Source organism: Fontivita pretiosa, assembly GCF_050410795.1.
Classification (GTDB): domain Bacteria; phylum Planctomycetota; class Phycisphaerae; order Tepidisphaerales; family Tepidisphaeraceae; genus Fontivita; species Fontivita pretiosa.
Map to the genome: position 1 here is coordinate 3006950 of NZ_CP191258.1, position 16914 is coordinate 3023863.

Sequence of the window (16914 nt, forward strand, 5' to 3'; positions counted from 1 at the left end):
ATCCGGCGACCTGCCCGAACCTCACCGTTCACTTGCGAAATTCAGCCCCGGTGTCGGAAACACCGGCAGCGGGGTTTTCGTTGGTGGCTATATCCGCAGGGTCACACCCGTTCCCATTCCGAACACGGTCGTTAAGCCTGCGGAGCCGATGATACTGCTTCAGCGGGAAAGTAGGTCACTGCCAGCGTTAATTCAGAACCCCGGGCTCCACAAGGGCCCGGGGTTCTTTTTTTCCCCTCGCCAGCCTCCACCAAATCGTTCTGCATGAACTGCGGCCGGGACACAGCGTACCTCGTCTATCACGCGCCGCCGCGCACTTGCCTGGCGGGCGATCTCGGGTAGCCTTTCTATTGCGCGCGGGCTGTCCCTTCGTGGTTCGTGGTTGTTCGTTGCATTCGTTGGCGGTTTCTTGCCGGCGGCGCCTCGGGCGCGCTGGCCGACGGGCAGTTACGGATGATGATCCCGCAGTCAACGCCTCAGCCATGCGCCGCCGACTCGGCGCCGGCGGCGGTGTCGCGCTGGTACCGCAGTGCATTCCGCGGGCGCGCCTGGCCACCTTACGTGGTGCTGCTGGTGGGGCTGCTGACCACGGCGGCAATCGGGGCATACGTCTGGCGAACCAACCACGCCACCCGCCAGCTCCGCTTCGAAAGCGCTGTCGCCGAAGCCTGCGACAACATCCACACGCGGCTGGATCTGTACATCGGCGCGCTGCGTGGCGGCGCGGGACTGTTCGCCGCCAGCAATGGCCAGGTCTCGCGACAGCAGTTCCGCGACTACTGCCGCAGAATCGATCTGTACAACCGCTATCCGGGCATCCAGGGCGTCGGCTTTTCACTGCGCGTGCCTGCCGGACAGAATCGGCGCGTGGAGGCCGAGGCAGCACAGCAGGTTCCGGGCTTTCGCATCTGGCCGGACGAGCCGCAGCGAGACGAGTATCACACGATCCTGTACCTGGAGCCTCAGGACGCGCGCAATCGCCACGCCCTGGGCTATGACATGTTCAGCGAGCCGGTACGTCGGGCGGCGATGCAGCGCGCCCGCGACAACGCCACCGCCGCCGCCTCCGCAAAAGTACGCCTCGTCCAGGAGATCTACGCCGGCGACGTGCAGGCGGGGTTCCTCATCTACGTGCCGGTTTACCAGTCCCAGCAGGTGCCCGACTCGGTCCAGAAGCGCCGTGAGGCGCTGCTCGGCTTTGTCTACGCTCCTTTCCGCGCCGACGATCTGCTTCGCGGCATCTTCGCTCACGAAACGCCTTCGGTGCTGGATCTGGAAGTTTACGACGGCCCGGTGGTCGCTGCGGCGCATGTGATGCATCGATCAGCGCCGGCGACGTTGCAGGCAGGAACGTCGGCGTCGGATTACGTCCCCACGCTGCGCGCCACCCGCACCATCGGCATTGCCGGCCAAGTGTGGACCATCGCCTTCTCCAGCAACGCCCACTTCGACGCGCAGGTCGGACGCAACCTCACCGCCTACACCGTCGTTGCCGGAGTGCTGGTCAGCGGAGCGCTGTTCTGGTTGCAACGGTCGCAGTCGATGGCGCAGCGACGGGCGGAAACCACGGCGGCGGAACTGCGGCTGTCGGAACAGGCGCTGCGCGTCAGCGAATCCAGGTTCCGCCGTCTGGCCGACGCCAACATGATCGGCATTGTCTTCGCCCGCAGCGATGGCACGGTGACCTATGCCAACCAGGCTCATTGCCAGATCATCGGACGCAGCCCCGACGACGTTCGCGCCGGTCGAGTCCGCTGGGATCAGATCACCGCGCCGGAGTATCGGCACCTCGATCTTCAGGTCATCCAGGAGCTTCGCGCCCGCTCGGTGTGCGCGCCGTACGAGAATGAGTACATCCGTCCCGATGGCACGCGTGTGCCGGTGCTGATTGGCGTGGCGCTGCTGGAGGGGTCGCAGGACGAGCACGTGGCGTTCACGATTGATTTGACGCAGCGCAAACGCCAGGAGCGCGAGCTGCGGATGGCCAAGGAGGCCGCCGAAGCCGCCAATCGCGCCAAGGACCAGTTTCTTGCCGTGCTCAGCCATGAGTTGCGTACGCCGCTGACGCCGGTGCTGGCGCTGGCGGCGGCGGGATCCGCGGATGCGGCGTTGCCGCCGGAGATCCGCGCCGATTTCGCGGTCATTCGCCGCAACGTCGAGCTGGAGGCCCGTCTGATCGACGATCTGCTGGACCTGACCAAGATCGGGCGCGGCAAGCTGCGGCTGGAAATCGAGACGGTGGACCTGCACAGCGTGGTCACAGCCGCCGTCGCCGTATGCTGCGCCGAGGAAGCGACCAACAAGCGGCTGCTCGTCGAGCTGGAGTTGCAGGCCGAACGGCATCACGTTCGCGGCGACGCCGCCAGGCTCCAGCAGATCTTGTGGAACCTGCTGAAAAACGCGGTGAAGTTCACGCCGGCCGGTGGACGGATCACCGTCCGCACGCGCAACCAGCCGCCGCAGCAAACCGGTCAACTCGACGATCGCATCGTCGTCGAGGTGATCGACACCGGCATCGGCATCGAGGCCGACGTGCTGCCGCGCATTTTCGACGCCTTTGAACAGGGAGAATCGCCGACGCGACGCCAGTTCGGTGGACTGGGGCTGGGACTGGCAATCACGCGCGGACTGGTCGAAGCGCACGGCGCGACCATCGAGGTTCAAAGCGCCGGCGCGGGCCAGGGCGCCACGTTCGCCGTGACCCTGGCGACCGTGCCCGCTCCGTGGCCGCAAACTCCGCCACCGGAGCTGGCCGATGTCATCGAGCCGGTGGCGGCAGCTCCGACGCCACGCGCCACGCTGCTGCTGGTCGAGGACCACGCCGACACCGCCCGCGCCCTGGGCCGCCTGCTCGGCGAGGCCGGATACCAGGTGCACACCGCCGCCTCGGTGGCGCAGGCGATCGAACGGGCCGCGAGCGTGCGATTCGACGTGCTGCTCAGCGATCTGGGGCTGCCCGATGGATCAGGTATCGACCTGCTCAAGCGGTTGCTGGCCGAGCGCGGCGGCGAGGGCGCCTTTGCCGCGATCGCCTTGACCGGCTTCGGCATGGACGACGACGTGGCGCGCACCGCCGCCGCCGGTTTTGCCGAGCATCTGACCAAGCCGGTGGACTTTCAGAAGCTCCAGGAGGCGATCGAGCGCGTGGTCCGCCGCCGCGACAACAACCCGCAGGCGTGCTGACTCACGGGCCTCGCGAATCGACTGAATCAACAGTGCCCAGGGACGATCGGTTCCGGCGATGCCATTGCTTACTGCCACACGCTCAGGTCCCACATCTTGATGGTGGATGCCGTTCCACCAAAGCCGGTCACCAGTGTCTTGCCATCCGGAGAGAAGGTCATCGACTCAATCCGTCCGGGATTGCCGCTGATCGTGTGCAGCAGCCTGAAGGTCCTGGGATCCCAGAACTTGATCGTGCGGTCTTTCGAGCCGCTGACGGCCCACCTTCCGTCGGGTGAATAGCGCCCGGCGTCGATCTCGGCGCCATGCTCGTTGCCGTGGGCGTCGGGCAGCATTTTCAGCATTTCCCCGCTCTGGGCGTCCCAGAACACGATCTCCCCCTTGTTGCCCGTGCCGCTGAAAAGCTGTTTTGCGTCCGGCGAAAGCGCGCAGAACTCCAGCCCGGCCGTGTGCCCCTTGAGCACTTTCTTCGGCTCGCCCGTCTCGCCGTCCCACAGCCGCAGCGTCCCATCAGTCCCGGCGGTGGCGATCGTCTTGCCATCCGGATAATACAGCACCCATTTCACCTGGCCGGTATGATCGCGCCTCACCTTCTCCTTGCCGCTGGCCACGTCCCACAAACGAAACGTCTTGTCTTCCGCGGCGCTGGCCAGCGTCTTGTCGTCCGGGGAAAACGCGACATCGCGCACGGCGGCGGTGTGGCCCTCCAGCACGCGGATCGGCGTGAATGTCGCCGCATCCCACAGAATGATCCGCGTATCCGTGCTGCCACTGGCCAGAAGCTTGCCATCATGCGAAAAACGCACGCAATACACGTCGGCGGTGTGCTCGGTGAGCGTGCGCTTCAACTCGCCGCTGGCCACATCCCAGATCTTGATCGTGTGATCCCGGCTGCTGCTCAGCAGCGTCTTGCCGTCGGGGGTGAACTCGACGGCCAGGACCGACCTGTCATGCCCGCGCAACTCGCGCGCCGGGGGCGCTGGCTCCTCAGCCCGGATCGACGCGGACCAACCCAGCAAAGCCACGATGAACGTACAGACAGAACATCTCAACAGACACGGCATGATGTGACCTCCTTCGCAAACACAGAGACAGCAGAAGCAAAATCGCTGGCCGGCATCGTAGCATCGCACCGTTCGATGTCCAAAACCACCCGGCCGCTGAGCCGGCGGCGAACCCGCCCGCGCCGGATGCGGGCACTTTCGGCTCAGGTTTGCTTCCCGGCGGTGCGGTTCTGATAAAAACGCGCCGGATACCATCGCCACCGGACCAGCCCCGCCACGTGCGCAAGTCCTGTTCTGACAACGCGCAGCCCGTTCGCACAAGCCCGACTGATCTCTCAAGACTTTGCCCGCCTGCGGACGATAGCTTCGATGTTTGTTCCGGCGGCATGGCACGCAACAGCGTGTCGGCCGGGTGCGATCCAATGGCTCAGCCGCCGACGGTTCAGCACGAAAGGAGGCCTGTAGATGATCTGAGCGCCGCGTGCGTCGCGGCTCCGCAGAAGCCGTGATGTGCGTGCAAGAACGATGGGGCCCGGCAGGGATGGCCCGTAAACCTGCCGCCGCGCGTCGCCGCCGCAAGCGTCGGATCGCGCGGTCGATGGCAACAGGGAAACGGCTTCGCTGACGTGCGGAACGCACAGCCGCCCGCTCGAAGCCAGGATTGCTTGTCACGGAAGGACACACCCACATGAGCAGAATAAACACCAACGTCAGCTCGCTGATTGCCCAGCGAATCCTCACCCGCAACAACAACGCGCTGAACACCAGTCTGGAGCGCCTGAGCACCGGTCTGAAGATCAACAAGGGCGCCGACAACCCCGCAGGGCTGATCGCCAGCGAAAACCTCCGCGCTGAAAAGGCGGGGATCGTGCAGGCGATCGACAACGCCGCCCGCGCCAGCAACATCATCGGAACCGCCGAAGGCGGCTTGTCCGAGGTCAGCGCCTTGTTGACCGAGCTTCAGAGCCTGGTATCGCAGTCGGCCAACAGCGGCGGGCTGAGCAGCGAGGAAATCGCCGCCAACCAGCTTCAGGTCGATTCGATCCTGAACACGATCAACCGGATCGCGCAGAGCACGGCGTTCCAGGGCAAGAAGCTGCTGAACGGCAACTACGACTACACGACCAGCGGCGTGAACAGCACCAGCTTCGACAACGTGCGGATCAACGCCGCCCGCGTGCCCGATGGAGGCACCATCAACGTCGTGGTGCAGGTGACCGCCAGCGCCCAGACCGGCCAGATTCTCTACAGTGGCGGGACGCTGACGGACAACGTGACGATCGAGGTGGCGGGTAACACCGGCACCGAGCAGCTCAGCTTCAGCTCCGGCACGACGGTCAGCTCGATCGCCGCCGCCATCAATGCGGTGACCACCGCCACTGGCGTCAGCGCTACGGTCAGCGGCGCGGATCTGGTGATCAACAGCACCAGCTACGGCGCCGATCAGTTCGTGAGCATCAAGACGGTCGCGGGCACCTTCACGCCCAGCACCACCAAGGACTACGGCCAGGACGCCGCCGTCACCATCAACGGTGCCGAGGCGCAAGCCAAGGGTCTGTCTGTCAGCTTCCGTTCCAGCAACCTGGACATCGAGTTCGATCTGGATCCGAGCTTCAACCTGCCCGGCACCGACAGCTTTGTGGTCACCGGCGGCGGGGCGACGTTCGCGCTGGGATCGAAGGTCACCGAGACCGACAAGGCCTCGATTGGCATCGCGTCGGTCTCCACCGGCAGCCTGGGCGACAACATCAGCGGATACCTGTCGGCGCTGGCCAGCGGCGGCGAGGCGTCGCTCAACAGCGACAACCTCGTCACCGCGCAGCGAATCATCGACAAGGCGATCAAGCAGGTCAGCCAGCTTCGTGGCCGGCTGGGCGCGTTCCAGAAGTTTACGATCGGCTCGACGATCAACGCCCTGGGCGTGGCGTTCGAGAACGTCAGCGCTTCGGAGAGCGCCATTCGCGATACCGACTTCGCTGAGGAAACCGCCAACCTCACGCGAAGCCAGATCCTGGCGCAGGCGGCGACAACGGTGTTGGCACAGGCCAACGCAAGCCCTCAGGCCGCCCTCAGTCTCCTGCGAGGCTAAGAGGGCACGCAGCAACACCACCCGCGCGAGCCCTGGAAACTCCGTACATGAGGCTCGTAAGGGATTGAGTTGTGAAGCGGTCCGCACGATTCGGCGGCGGCGTCGAGCACGTCGCGGTCGGATCGTGCGACCGCTTTTGTGTTGATCCGTGCGACCACAGGACATCGCCGCGCAGCCGCAGCCGCCGCAGTCGCATAATGATTGACTCCAGTTGGTGGGCAACCGCATACTCTCCACTGCTGCCAACACGATGCCGGCAACCTCCACGCACACCGTGCGACGCACGTTGGCGCCGACTTACGCCGCGGCGCTGTCTGTTTATTCCTTGCTCAGCGGCAACCGGAGAGGCGTTGTCAAACCGTATCGCCATGGCGGGTGGCGTATCTGCATACGCGGCGACTGACGTGAGGAAATGCGATGACCCGAAGGGTCTTGTTGCTCTGGCCCGCGCCGCTTTGCCAAGCTCGATGTCCTTGTAAGCAATGCCGGCCTCGGCCCTATAGCTCCTCTCGACGATCTGTGCGTGGGTGATTGGGAGGAGATGACCGATGTCAATCTGAAGGGCCTTCTGTACGGAATCGCGGCCGCTTTACCTGTTTTTTCGCGACCATGGTTTTGGTCGCCTTGTTGCTGTGGTTTCGACAGCCGGGCCGGAGGTCGTGCCCAATCCAGCCGTCTTTGCTGGCACAAAGAACGCGGTACGCACTATCCTTGCGCCAGGAGCCCTGCGGCGATCGCCCGCGCCATTGCCTTTGCAGTTGAACAACCGGACGATGTAGAGTAGGCGACATCGTTGTGTGCCCCACGGCTCAGACATGAGCTCTGGCCTGACCATGACCGGGTGGTGCAGCCGACGGCGCTGGGGCGCCGCTGCTGAGCCCGGAGGTTCGTCGGCGGACGAGGGTGATGATATGACGATGAAGAGTCCCATCGTGGCTTCGCTCGCTCCCTGGCTGTCGGTTCGGAACGGCGCGCGAGCGGTGGAGTTCTATAAATCGGCGTTCGGGGCCGCTGAAGTCTACCACGTTGAGGACCCCTCAGGATCGGTGGTGTCACGGTTGTCCATCGAAGGGGCAGAGTTCTGGCTGAGCGACGAGTCGCCTGAGCATGGCAACTTCAGTCCGGAGTCGCTGGGCGGCGGATCGGTTAAGCTGCTGTTGACTGTTTCGGATCCGGATACGATGTTCGCCAGAGCCGTCGCAGCAGGTGCACGCCAGGTCTATCCGATCCAGGAAGGGCATGGATGGCGCGTGGGCCGCGTGGTCGATCCCTTCGGCCATCACTGGGAGATCGGGCGCCCCGTGGCATCGTAGACAGTCGATTCGCCATGGGACGTCGGAATTGCCGGTAGACTGTTGCACGAGCTGCATCAACGTGGCGAATCTGCCGGTGCCGCTGATGCCGTTCGATCCTTGCTTTCGGCGATCCTGTCGAGCAATCGAAGCAATCCATCCAGGATCGTGAGTGGGTGCGGCGGGGATCCTGGAATGTACAGGTCCACGGGAACCAGCGACCCAGCGCCGTTGTGCACCTCGTCGTGGTCGATAAAAGGCCCGCCCGAGATCGCGCAGGCGCCGACGGCGATGACGATTTTGGGGTCGGGCACCGCGTCATACGTCTTCCTCAGCGCCAGCGCCATGTTCTGCGTCACCGGCCCGGTGATCAGCAGCCCATCGGCATGACGCGGCGAAGCGACGAACTGGATGCCGAATCGTCCCAGGTCCCAGCCCACGGTGTTCAAGACGTTCACGTCGGCCTCGCAGGCGCCGCATCCGCCGGCACATACCTGCCGCAGCTTCAGCGACCGCCCGAACAGCTTCAAAAGCTTTTGATCCAGGGCGCGGGCCAGCTTCAGTTCTTCGCCCGCGGCGACGATCAGATCCTCCCGCCTGCTGACGGCCAGGCGATAGTCCTGCGAGTACGACACCGCGCCATTCGGACAGGCCTGTGCACAGTCCGTGCAAAAGAGGCATCGGCCCAGATCAACCTTCAGCTTCCCGTTGATCGTGATGGCCTGCGTGGGACACGCTTCGGCGCACAGGGCGCAATCATCCGGGCACTTGGAGGCGTCGAACACGGGCCGGCCGCGAAACCGCTGCGGCATCTCCGGCGGCGGCCCGTCAGGATAGCGCATGGTGCGGTGGCCCTGGTGAACTCGAGCAAGAATGACTTTCAGCATGTTCAAATCCCTTCTGCGCCGGGACGACTAAAGGTCATGTCCGCAGTAGGACAGGTTGAAGCTCTTGTTACAAAGGGGGAAGTCGGAGATCTGCTGCCCGCGCAGCGCCATTGCCAGTCCGGTCCAGTTGTGGAACGATGGATCGACGATTTTGTATCGTTCGAAGCGGCCGGTTGCGTCGGTGAGGGCGACGTGGCAGAGCTCACCCCGCCATGCCTCGATCAACGAGACGGCCAGTTGATCGGGGGCCAGTTCCCTGACCTGATTGCGAATAGATCCAACGGGCACCGAGGCAAGCTGCTCCTGGACGAACTCGATCGATCGCTGCACTTCAAGCCAGCGCACGTAGGCTCGCGCAAAGACGTCTCCGCTTGTCCAGGCCGCAATGGGAATGTGAACGAAGCGGAAGATCCCCGAAGGGTGATCATGCCGGGCATCGCGGTAAAGGCCGCACGCGCGCGCTGCCGGACCAACCAGCCCCAGCTCCTCGGCCAGATCCTTTGAAAGCCGGCCAGTATCCTCGAACCGCGCCATCACCGACGGCGAGTCCCAGAGCAGTTCGATGGCATTCTTACAATCCTCTTTGGCTGCGGTTATGCGGCGCAGCAGCTCATCCACCAGTTTCTGGTCCACGTCGAATCCGACGCCGCCCGGGCGGATCATCCCTCTGCCGAAGCGGCTGCCGCACAGCAGCGCGGTCATGTTCAGGAACTCGCCGCGGATTCGCCCGCAGTAGCTGGCAGTGGGCAGGAATCCGACGTCGGCGGCCAGCGCCCCCAGGTCCCCGACGTGGTTGGCCAGTCGCTCCAGTTCCAGCGCGATCCCGCGGAGGGTTTGCGCCCGCGCGGTCTTCTGGCACCTGGCCAGGGCCTCGACGATCTGGCAATAGGCGGTGCAATGGGCGACCGTCGAGTCGCCCGAGAGCGTTTCGGCGTAATGGACGGATCGCTTGTTGGGACCACCCACCATCGCCCGCTCGACGCCGCGGTGCTGGTAGCCCAGGGAGATCTCCAGGTGAAAGACCTGCTCGCCGTGACACTGGAAGCGGAAATGCCCGGGTTCGATGATGCCTGCATGGACCGGTCCGACGGCCACTTCGTGGACCTCGTTGCCTTCCACCCGGTAAAAGTCGGTCACTCCGATGAGCGGCACCTGGCCGGCCGGTCGATCCCATGCGTCATGCCCGGCGCGATAGGAGGCGTGATACCGCACCGGCTTGAACCAGGGATGACCATGCACCTTCAACCCGAACTGCTCGGCAATCTCGCGCTCGAAGAGGTGTGCCTGCGCGCAGTGGGGCGTGATCGATTCGAAGCGGTCGCCGACGACGCACGTAGTGGCCAGGCGCAGCCGCGCATCGCGGTCGTCCGCCAGCACCACGTACAGGCGCACCGCTTGACTGCGCTGGTCCGGGAGTCCGAACAGAGCGGCAATGCGCTGACCGACCGCGACGGCGTCCACGATCGCTTGCCGGAAGTCCGCCTCCGGCAGCTCGGGAATCGCGTTACGATTGATCGCGCGACCGTTTCCGACTTCTGCCAGATGATTTGCATGTTTCATGGCCGGACCTCCAGGAATCGAACCGCCTCGCGGAGCAGAGCATCCAGCGGCGGAGGAATGTACACCCCCAGCAGCAGGACTGCGGCGAAGGAGGCGAGGATTGGCGTTCCGGTAAGCAGCCCGTCCCTGTAGGTGCTGCGGCGTGCGGCGGCGGAAGGCCGGCCCTGCACGACTGTCAACACGGTCCGCCCCATTCCCATGAAGATGATCAACAAGAGGAACAGAAACAGCGCGCCGACCCAGAATCGCCCGGCGGCGAAGGCTCCGTTGAGGATGCTGAATTCACTCACGAAAGGCCCGAACGGCGGCGAGCCCGTGATGGCAAGGAACCCCAGCAGGAACAGTGTTCCTGAAAGCGGAAGGCGCCGCATGGCCCCCTGGACCTCGTCCACGGTCTTGGCGTCGAAGGCGCGGTGGATGTTTCCGGCCGAGAGGAACAGCACCCCCTTCGTGAGGCCATTGTTGATCATGTGCAGCAGCGCGCCGAACATCGCGCCGCCGCCCACTCCCACACCGAGAACCAGGATGCCCATGTGCTCGACGCTGGAGTAGGCCAGCATCCGCTTGAAGTCGCGCTGCCCGACCATGAAGACGGCGGCGAAGGCCATCGAGAGCAGGCCCATGAAGATGAGCAGCCGCCCGGTGTAGGCGCTTTCGCCGGCGGCGCGGCAGATATGGTCCACCCGCAGCAGCGCCAAAAAAGCGCAGTTGGTCACCCCGCCCGCCAGAAGTGCACCGACCACTCCCGGTGCCTCGCCGTAGGCGTCGGGTTTCCAGGTGTGCATGGGAGCCAGGCCCATCTTCGTTCCGTAGCCAACCAGCAGCAGGATGAACGCCACGTGCAGCCACGGCTTGGAGAGCAGGCGAGCATCGCGCAGCAGGTCGTCGAACAGCAGTGAGGAGTCCACCCCGCTGTGAACGGCCGCGTAGGCCAGGAAGAAGGATCCGAGCAGTGCCAGCGCGATCCCTACCGATCCTACCAGCAGATATTTCCAGGTCGCTTCGATCGAGCGGGGGGTCCGGTTGAAGTAGATCAGGGGCGCGGTGGCCAGTGTCGTCGCCTCGATCGCGACCCACATCAGCCCCAGGTGCCGCGAGCACACCACCAGCGAGGTGGCCGACAGAAAAAAGAGCAGTCCGACGCACAGAATCCGATTGGAAAGCTCGGCTCGATACCGCAGGTAGCCCACGGTGTACACAGAGCAGGTCAGAAACAGCAGGCTCAGGATGAGCAGGACGATGCGTCCCGGGGGGTCCAGCGCCAGCCATGGGGTGACCGGCACTGACTGCGGGTACAGCAGCGTCAGCACCGTCAGAGTCAGGTGAGCCGCGGCCACCGGTGGAAGCAGGCGAGGCCGCAGGCGGTTGGAGCGAGTCGCGGCGGCGATCGCGGTAGCGAGCAGCGGGAGAATGATCAGAGCAGCAGCCATAAAGCTATTCCTTCAATGCCGACAAACGTCGCGTGTCCAGCGATGCGAACTCGCGGTTAATGTGGTGGATGATGATGCTCGTGACGAAGACGCCGACGAACAGATCGAGCAGCACGCCAAGCTCCACCAGGAACGGGACGGCCTCCAGGAGCATCAGCCCGAAGATGAAGATCCCGTTTTCCAGGATCAGGTAGCCGATCGCCTGGGTAATGGCCTTGATCCTTGAGATCAGGAGCATGAAACCAGTGAAGACTGTGGCCAGGGCGGCAGGGACGATCAGCGTCTGGGCGTGGCCAGGCGCCAGCGGGAGTTTGGCCGCCAGGCCGATCGAGGCCGCCGTGCCCAGCGCTCCCAGCAGGGTGCTGGGGATGAAGCCGATGATCGGCTCGACCTCGCGTTTGATCTGGGCGTCGCGGAGGGCCTTGAACAACATCTGCGGAATCAACGACCCCTTGATCAGGGTGGTTGCGATGGCCAGCAGGCTGGTCAGGGGAGACACATGACCGTGGGCCAGCAACGGCATGGCCGCGAGCACGACCCCCTGTAGGGCGGCGGCGTGGATGAGGGCGCGAATGCGGCTGGAGCCCAGCACAAACAGGTTGAGCAGAAGAACCACCACCAGCAGCGCGTTGAGCAGCGATACCATAGGATCACCTCAACATCAGCAGAAATCCGAAACCGCAGAGCAGCGACGCGGCCACCAGCAGCGTGGGCACGTGCCGCAACTGGAGCCGTGCCATCACCGACTCGACCACGCCGATCGCCACCGCGATCCCGAGCATCCCCGCGATAAAGAGCATCCAGTTCACGCTCATCCAGTCCGTCCGGACAGGCAGGAGCACGTGCAGGACCACGGCCGAGAGGATGAACAACTTGACCGCAGCTCCGTAGAGGATCAGCCCGAACAGCGGACCGCTGTGGTCCAGGACCATCACCTCGTGGATCATCGTCAGCTCCAGGTGGGTGTTGGGATCATCGATGGGGATGCGCGAGTTCTCGGCGAGCAGGACGATGAACAGCCCGGCCGCGACCAGAACCAGCGGTGCGATCGGCAACCCGATCAGCGGAAGTGCAAGCGGCGCCTGGAGCATGGGGGTGAGGCTGAGCGTTCCGGAGAGCTTGGCGAGTACGAGAAAGGCGAGGAACAGGGCAGGCTCGGAGAAACAGGCGAAGGTCACTTCGCGGGCCGCGCCCATGCCCTCGAACGACGAGCCTGTGTCCATTGCCGCCGCGGTTGTGAAGAAGCGCGCCAGCCCGAACAGATACGCGAACAGGACAAGATCGCCGCTGAAGCTGACAGGGGCCGAAGATGCTCCGAGCGGAACCAGCAGCCCGGCCAGCAGGATCGCCGCCAGCGTCACCAGCGGTCCGGCGCGAAATACCCAGGTCGTGGTCGTGCTGAAGACCATGCCCTTGCGCATCAGCCGGCTCAAGTCGTAATAAGCCTGCAACAGAGGCGGCCCGACGCGCCCGGCAAAAAGCGCCTTGGTCTTGTTGATGACGCCGAGCAGCAGCGGCGGCATCGACAACAGCAGAATCAGGTGAATCAGATTGCTCATGATCGTCATCGTTGTTTTCCATCTGGCAATGGAACGTCGGCAGTCGATGCTCACGCGCTGCTCATGCGAACAGCAGCAGCATGATCAGGATCCCCAGCACATAAAGCAGGTACACCTGAATCGGCCCTCGCTGGATGATCCTTGCCCATCCCAGCAGCCACGCGGTCGCACTGAACGCCGGCAACAGAGCCCGATCGAGCACGACGTCGCCAACGTTGCTGGCGAAATTCGATCTGGAGGGAAAAACGCCGTCGATGCGCGGTGGTTTGCGGCCGGGCCACACAATCCACGAGAGCAGTTCGACAATCATCTGGGAGAAAGACGAACCGCTATACTGCATGCGCGGCGTCGGGAGTGCATAGCCGCAGTCCCAGGTGCCGGCGTGTGGTTGTGCCCGATGGGTGCGCCCTCTCCAGAACCACAAGGCTGCTGATGTCACCGTCGCCAGCAGCAAGAGGGGCAGCGCCGTCAGCCACCCGAGGGCGAGATGGTTCGCGATCGCCGTCGTTTGCGGCATCTGCGGAGCCCAGCTCGCTGTCGCCCGGTCCAGAGCACCAAAGGTCACCTGCGGGAACACACCGATCAACAGGCATCCCGCCGCCATCACCCACATGGGCAGCGTCATTTTCCAGTCTGGGTCGTGAGCACCTGCGGCATGCGGGCTTCTTGGAGCTGCGACGAATACGGTGCATACGAGCTTGATGAAGCTCGCGACCGCCATCGCTCCGACCACCGCCAGTGCCGGCGCGGCCAGTGCCACCCAACCCCATGTTGCGGGCGTTTCCAGTGCGGTCGTGAAAAGCCCGATGTACAACAGGAATTCGCCGACGAACCCATTGAGCGGCGGCAGTCCGCAAATCGCCACCGCTCCGATCAGGAACAGCACAAAGACTTTGGGCATATTCCTGCCCAGACCTCCCAGCAGGTCCATCCTGCGTGTTCGCGTGGCGTGCAGTACGGCGCCGGCGCCCATGAACAACAGGGGTTTGAAAAGGCTGTGGTTGATGATGTGCAGCAGCGCGCCTCCCAGACCCAGCGCGACCCAGGCGGGCCGCCCCAGCGAGCGACCGAGCGTCGCCAGCCCCACGCCGAGAATGACGATGCCCACATTTTCGATGCTGCTGTAGGCGAGCAGTCGCTTAAGGTCATGCTGTGCGGCGGCAAAGGCGATCGCAACCACGGCAGAGAGCGTGCCGGCGACGAGCAGCGCAGAGCCCCACCACAGGGGTGGATGTGGCATGAGTGCGGTGACTCGCAGCAGCCCATACACGCCCGTCTTCAGCAACACGCCCGAGAGGATCGCAGAGACATGGCTTGGCGCGTTCGCGTGTGCACCGGGCAGCCACACATGCAGGGGCATGATTCCGGCCTTAAGCCCGAAGCCCACGGCGCCCAGCACGAACAGCGATGTCGCCACGTGCGGGGAGAGATCCGCCGGCAACGATGGCCACAGGTCGAACGAGCCGCTGGCTCGATGCAGCAGCGCAAAGAAACCAATCTGGCAGATTGTGCCCAGGTGTGTAGCGACCAGATAGACCCAACCTGCCTGGCGTACCTCGGCTTTGCTTTCCTCCGTGCACACCAGAAAGAAGCCGGCCAGAGCCATGATCTCCCAGGCGATCAGGAACAGAACGCCATCTCGCGCCAGCACGACCAGCGCCATCCCCGCCGCCAGCAGCCCCCAGCACAGCCGCAGCCGCGTTCCGTTGCCGGGATGCTCGCGTTGCGGCCAGTAGCTCAGGCCATACACCGAGCCCAGGGCCGAGATGAGGAAAATGGGGATGAGAAAGACGAGGCTGAGGTCGTCTACCGCCACCGCGAACCGCCCCAGGGGCAGTGCCCAGGGCATGCTCAGTGCTTCCGACATGCCTGGTCGAAGGTGATGAAGCACCAGTGCGGCCCCCCCCAAGCCCGAGCCTGCCACGTTCAGAATCGCCGCAATCCATTGGCCGAGCATCGAACGCCGATCGAGCAGAAGCGCAGGAATACCGCTGATTGCGATCAGGGATACGGAAATAAGCAACAACCACGTCGTCATCGTTCAACTTTCTCGGGCTCAGAGCGTTCGTACCCTTGCCCCTGCTACGGAGTTTCCGCGCCGACAATCGCCCGCAGAATCTGTGCCCAGGGCGTCGTCAGGGATAGCAACATCAGGAACGCGATCAGGATGTACAGGATGTATGTCTGGATGCTGCCGTGTTGCAGGACGCGCAGCCACCCAAGACAGGATCGAAAACGCTTCCAGAGCGGGATCAGGATGCCGTCGAGAACGACGTCATCGACATGACTTTCGAATCTGGTTGCGGACGGGAACGGTGTAACGATCTTCGGCTCGTGCCAGCGCGGGCGAAGCACACTGCGGAACAGTTCCACGAGCAGCGAAGCGAAAGATGATGCGGTGTACTGCATGCGACTGCTCGGCAGTGCGTACCCGCAGTCCCAGGTAACGGACCGGCGCTGGTGGCCCAGCCGGGAAGCTGCTTGGATCGCCAGGAACCCAACAGAAAGGGTCCCCAGCAAAACCAGGGCGAGCCAGGTGAGTGCCGAGAGAGGGGCAAGCGCCTCGAGCGACGGCACAGTTCCCAGCCCCCGGCTCCACTGATCGATCACTGCCCGCAGCGGTCGTGCAACCAGGATGGGCACGATGCCGATCATCGCGCAGCACGCGCCCAGGATCGCCATTGGAGCGATCATGGGCCAGGTGGCCTCGCGTGCTCGATCGATGGCAGGCGATCGGGGACTGCCGAGGAATACGGCGCTGAAGGCTTTGACGAAACATGCGACGGCCAGAGCACCCACCAGCGCCAGCGCCGGCGCCGCCAGGGCCGCGCCGGATGCGCCATGCAAAGTCTGGAAAAGTCCGAGATAGATGAACAGCTCGCTCACGAAGCCGTTCAAGGGCGGCAGTCCGCAGATGGCCACGGCGCCGACCAGAAAAAGCAGCATGGTCCGGGGCATGAGCCTGCCCAGCCCGCCCATGTGGTCGATCTCGCGAGTGTGCAGGCGGTGAATCACCGAACCGGCGGCGAAGAACAACAGCGACTTGAACAGCGCGTGGTTCCAGACGTGCAGGAGGCAGCCGGACAGGCCGAGCACGACCCATTCCGCCCTGCCGCGTGTCTGGCCGATCAGCGCCAGCCCCAGCCCCATCAGAATGATGCCGATGTTCTCAATGCTGTGATACGCCAGAAGCCGCTTGAGATCGTGCTGCCCGAGGGCAAACAACACTCCGAGGACCGCGCTGACCGTTCCCAGCGCCAGCACAACCGCTCCCCAGGACAGCGGCGGCGTGGGAAGCAGCGTCAGCGTCCGCAGCAGGCCGTAGATTCCGACCTTCAGCACCACGCCGGAGAGAATCGCCGAAATGTGGCTCGGGGCGTTCGCATGCGCGCTGGGCAGCCAGAAGTGAAAGGGCATCATGCCGGCCTTAAAGCCAAACCCCACCAGGGCCACAAGGAAGATCGCAGTGCGCATGCCCAGACCGGCCTGCTCCGCTTCGATTGGGCGCAACTCAAACGACCCGCTGGCCACGCGCAACAGCGCGAAAAGCGCAAATAGCAGCAGCGTGCCCGCATGCGTCGAAAGCAGATATAACCAGCCCGCCTCACGCGCCTCGTTCCTGTGCTCCTCCGTGCTGACCAGAAAGAAGGCCGACAGCGCCATGACCTCCCAGGCGAACAGGAATGCGATCGCGTCGGCCGAGAGCACCACCAGCGTCAGAGACGCCAGCAGCAGCCCGTAACAGAATTGCAGTCTGGTTGCGGTACGCGGGTGAGCTTCCTGTTTCCAGTAGCCCATCCCATAGACCGAGCCCAGCACTCCAACCAGGCAGATCGGCACGAGGAAAAACGCGCCCAGCGGATCGAGGCGAAAATACAGCATAAGCTGCGGCAGCGGTCCGGGGAGCCGG

General features: G+C 64.2%; 11 protein-coding genes, 1 rRNA gene and 1 pseudogene. 5 read left to right on the forward strand and 8 right to left on the reverse strand.

The window, feature by feature from the left end:
* The first annotated feature begins 79 nt into the window (after window positions 1-79).
* Window positions 80-187: ribosomal RNA gene (gene rrf, locus ACQS5P_RS12135) — 5S ribosomal RNA — on the forward strand.
* A 191-nt stretch (window positions 188-378) separates the two neighbouring features.
* Complete coding sequence (locus ACQS5P_RS12140) at window positions 379-3183, forward strand: CHASE domain-containing protein (RefSeq protein ID WP_428936886.1); 2805 nt, start codon at window positions 379-381, stop codon at window positions 3181-3183.
* Between the two features lie 68 nt (window positions 3184-3251).
* Here ACQS5P_RS12140 and ACQS5P_RS12145 read toward each other — a convergent pair whose 3' ends face one another.
* Complete coding sequence (locus tag ACQS5P_RS12145; RefSeq protein ID WP_428936887.1) at window positions 3252-4247, reverse strand: WD40 repeat domain-containing protein; 996 nt, start codon at window positions 4245-4247, stop codon at window positions 3252-3254.
* A gap of 628 nt (window positions 4248-4875) precedes the next feature.
* On the opposite strand from ACQS5P_RS12145, the gene ACQS5P_RS12150 reads away from it, so the two are divergent.
* The 3 genes and pseudogenes from ACQS5P_RS12150 (at window position 4876) to ACQS5P_RS12160 (ending at window position 7589) form a co-directional block, all read left to right on the forward strand.
* Window positions 4876-6276 (forward strand): flagellin, encoded by a 1401-nt coding sequence (locus tag ACQS5P_RS12150; RefSeq protein ID WP_428936888.1) that lies wholly within the window; start codon window positions 4876-4878, stop codon window positions 6274-6276.
* Window positions 6277-6620: 344 nt separating this feature from the next.
* Window positions 6621-7095 (forward strand): annotated as a pseudogene (locus ACQS5P_RS12155) (SDR family oxidoreductase); the annotation flags it as partial.
* A gap of 92 nt (window positions 7096-7187) precedes the next feature.
* Window positions 7188-7589: a VOC family protein gene (locus ACQS5P_RS12160; protein ID WP_428936889.1), complete on the forward strand. Its 402-nt coding sequence runs from the start codon at window positions 7188-7190 to the stop codon at window positions 7587-7589.
* Window positions 7590-7645: 56 nt separating this feature from the next.
* Here the strand turns inward: ACQS5P_RS12160 and nuoB are convergent, their stop codons facing one another.
* The 7 genes from nuoB to ACQS5P_RS12195 form a co-directional block, all read right to left on the reverse strand.
* The gene (nuoB, locus tag ACQS5P_RS12165) at window positions 7646-8455 is read right to left on the reverse strand and encodes an NADH-quinone oxidoreductase subunit NuoB (protein WP_428936890.1); all 810 of its coding nucleotides are present in this window, start codon (window positions 8453-8455) and stop codon (window positions 7646-7648) included.
* 27 nt (window positions 8456-8482) lie between these two features.
* On the reverse strand, window positions 8483-10015 hold the full coding sequence (locus ACQS5P_RS12170; RefSeq protein ID WP_428936891.1) for an NADH-quinone oxidoreductase subunit C: 1533 nt from the start codon (window positions 10013-10015) through the stop codon (window positions 8483-8485).
* Window positions 10012-11445, reverse strand: coding sequence for a proton-conducting transporter membrane subunit (locus tag ACQS5P_RS12175; protein WP_428936892.1), 1434 nt, complete (start codon window positions 11443-11445; stop codon window positions 10012-10014). The genes ACQS5P_RS12170 and ACQS5P_RS12175 overlap by 4 nt, the downstream gene beginning before the upstream one ends.
* Before the next feature lie 4 nt (window positions 11446-11449).
* Window positions 11450-12091 (reverse strand): hydrogenase, encoded by a 642-nt coding sequence (locus tag ACQS5P_RS12180; RefSeq protein ID WP_428936893.1) that lies wholly within the window; start codon window positions 12089-12091, stop codon window positions 11450-11452.
* A gap of 4 nt (window positions 12092-12095) precedes the next feature.
* A complete protein-coding gene (locus tag ACQS5P_RS12185) occupies window positions 12096-13007 on the reverse strand; it encodes a respiratory chain complex I subunit 1 family protein (RefSeq protein ID WP_428941019.1) in 912 nt (303 codons plus the stop codon).
* Between the two features lie 58 nt (window positions 13008-13065).
* Window positions 13066-14667, reverse strand: a complete 1602-nt coding sequence (locus ACQS5P_RS12190; RefSeq protein WP_428936894.1) for a proton-conducting transporter membrane subunit — start codon at window positions 14665-14667, stop codon at window positions 13066-13068.
* Between the two features lie 419 nt (window positions 14668-15086).
* On the reverse strand, window positions 15087-16715 hold the full coding sequence (locus ACQS5P_RS12195) for a proton-conducting transporter membrane subunit (protein ID WP_428936895.1): 1629 nt from the start codon (window positions 16713-16715) through the stop codon (window positions 15087-15089).
* Window positions 16716-16914 lie beyond the last annotated feature (199 nt).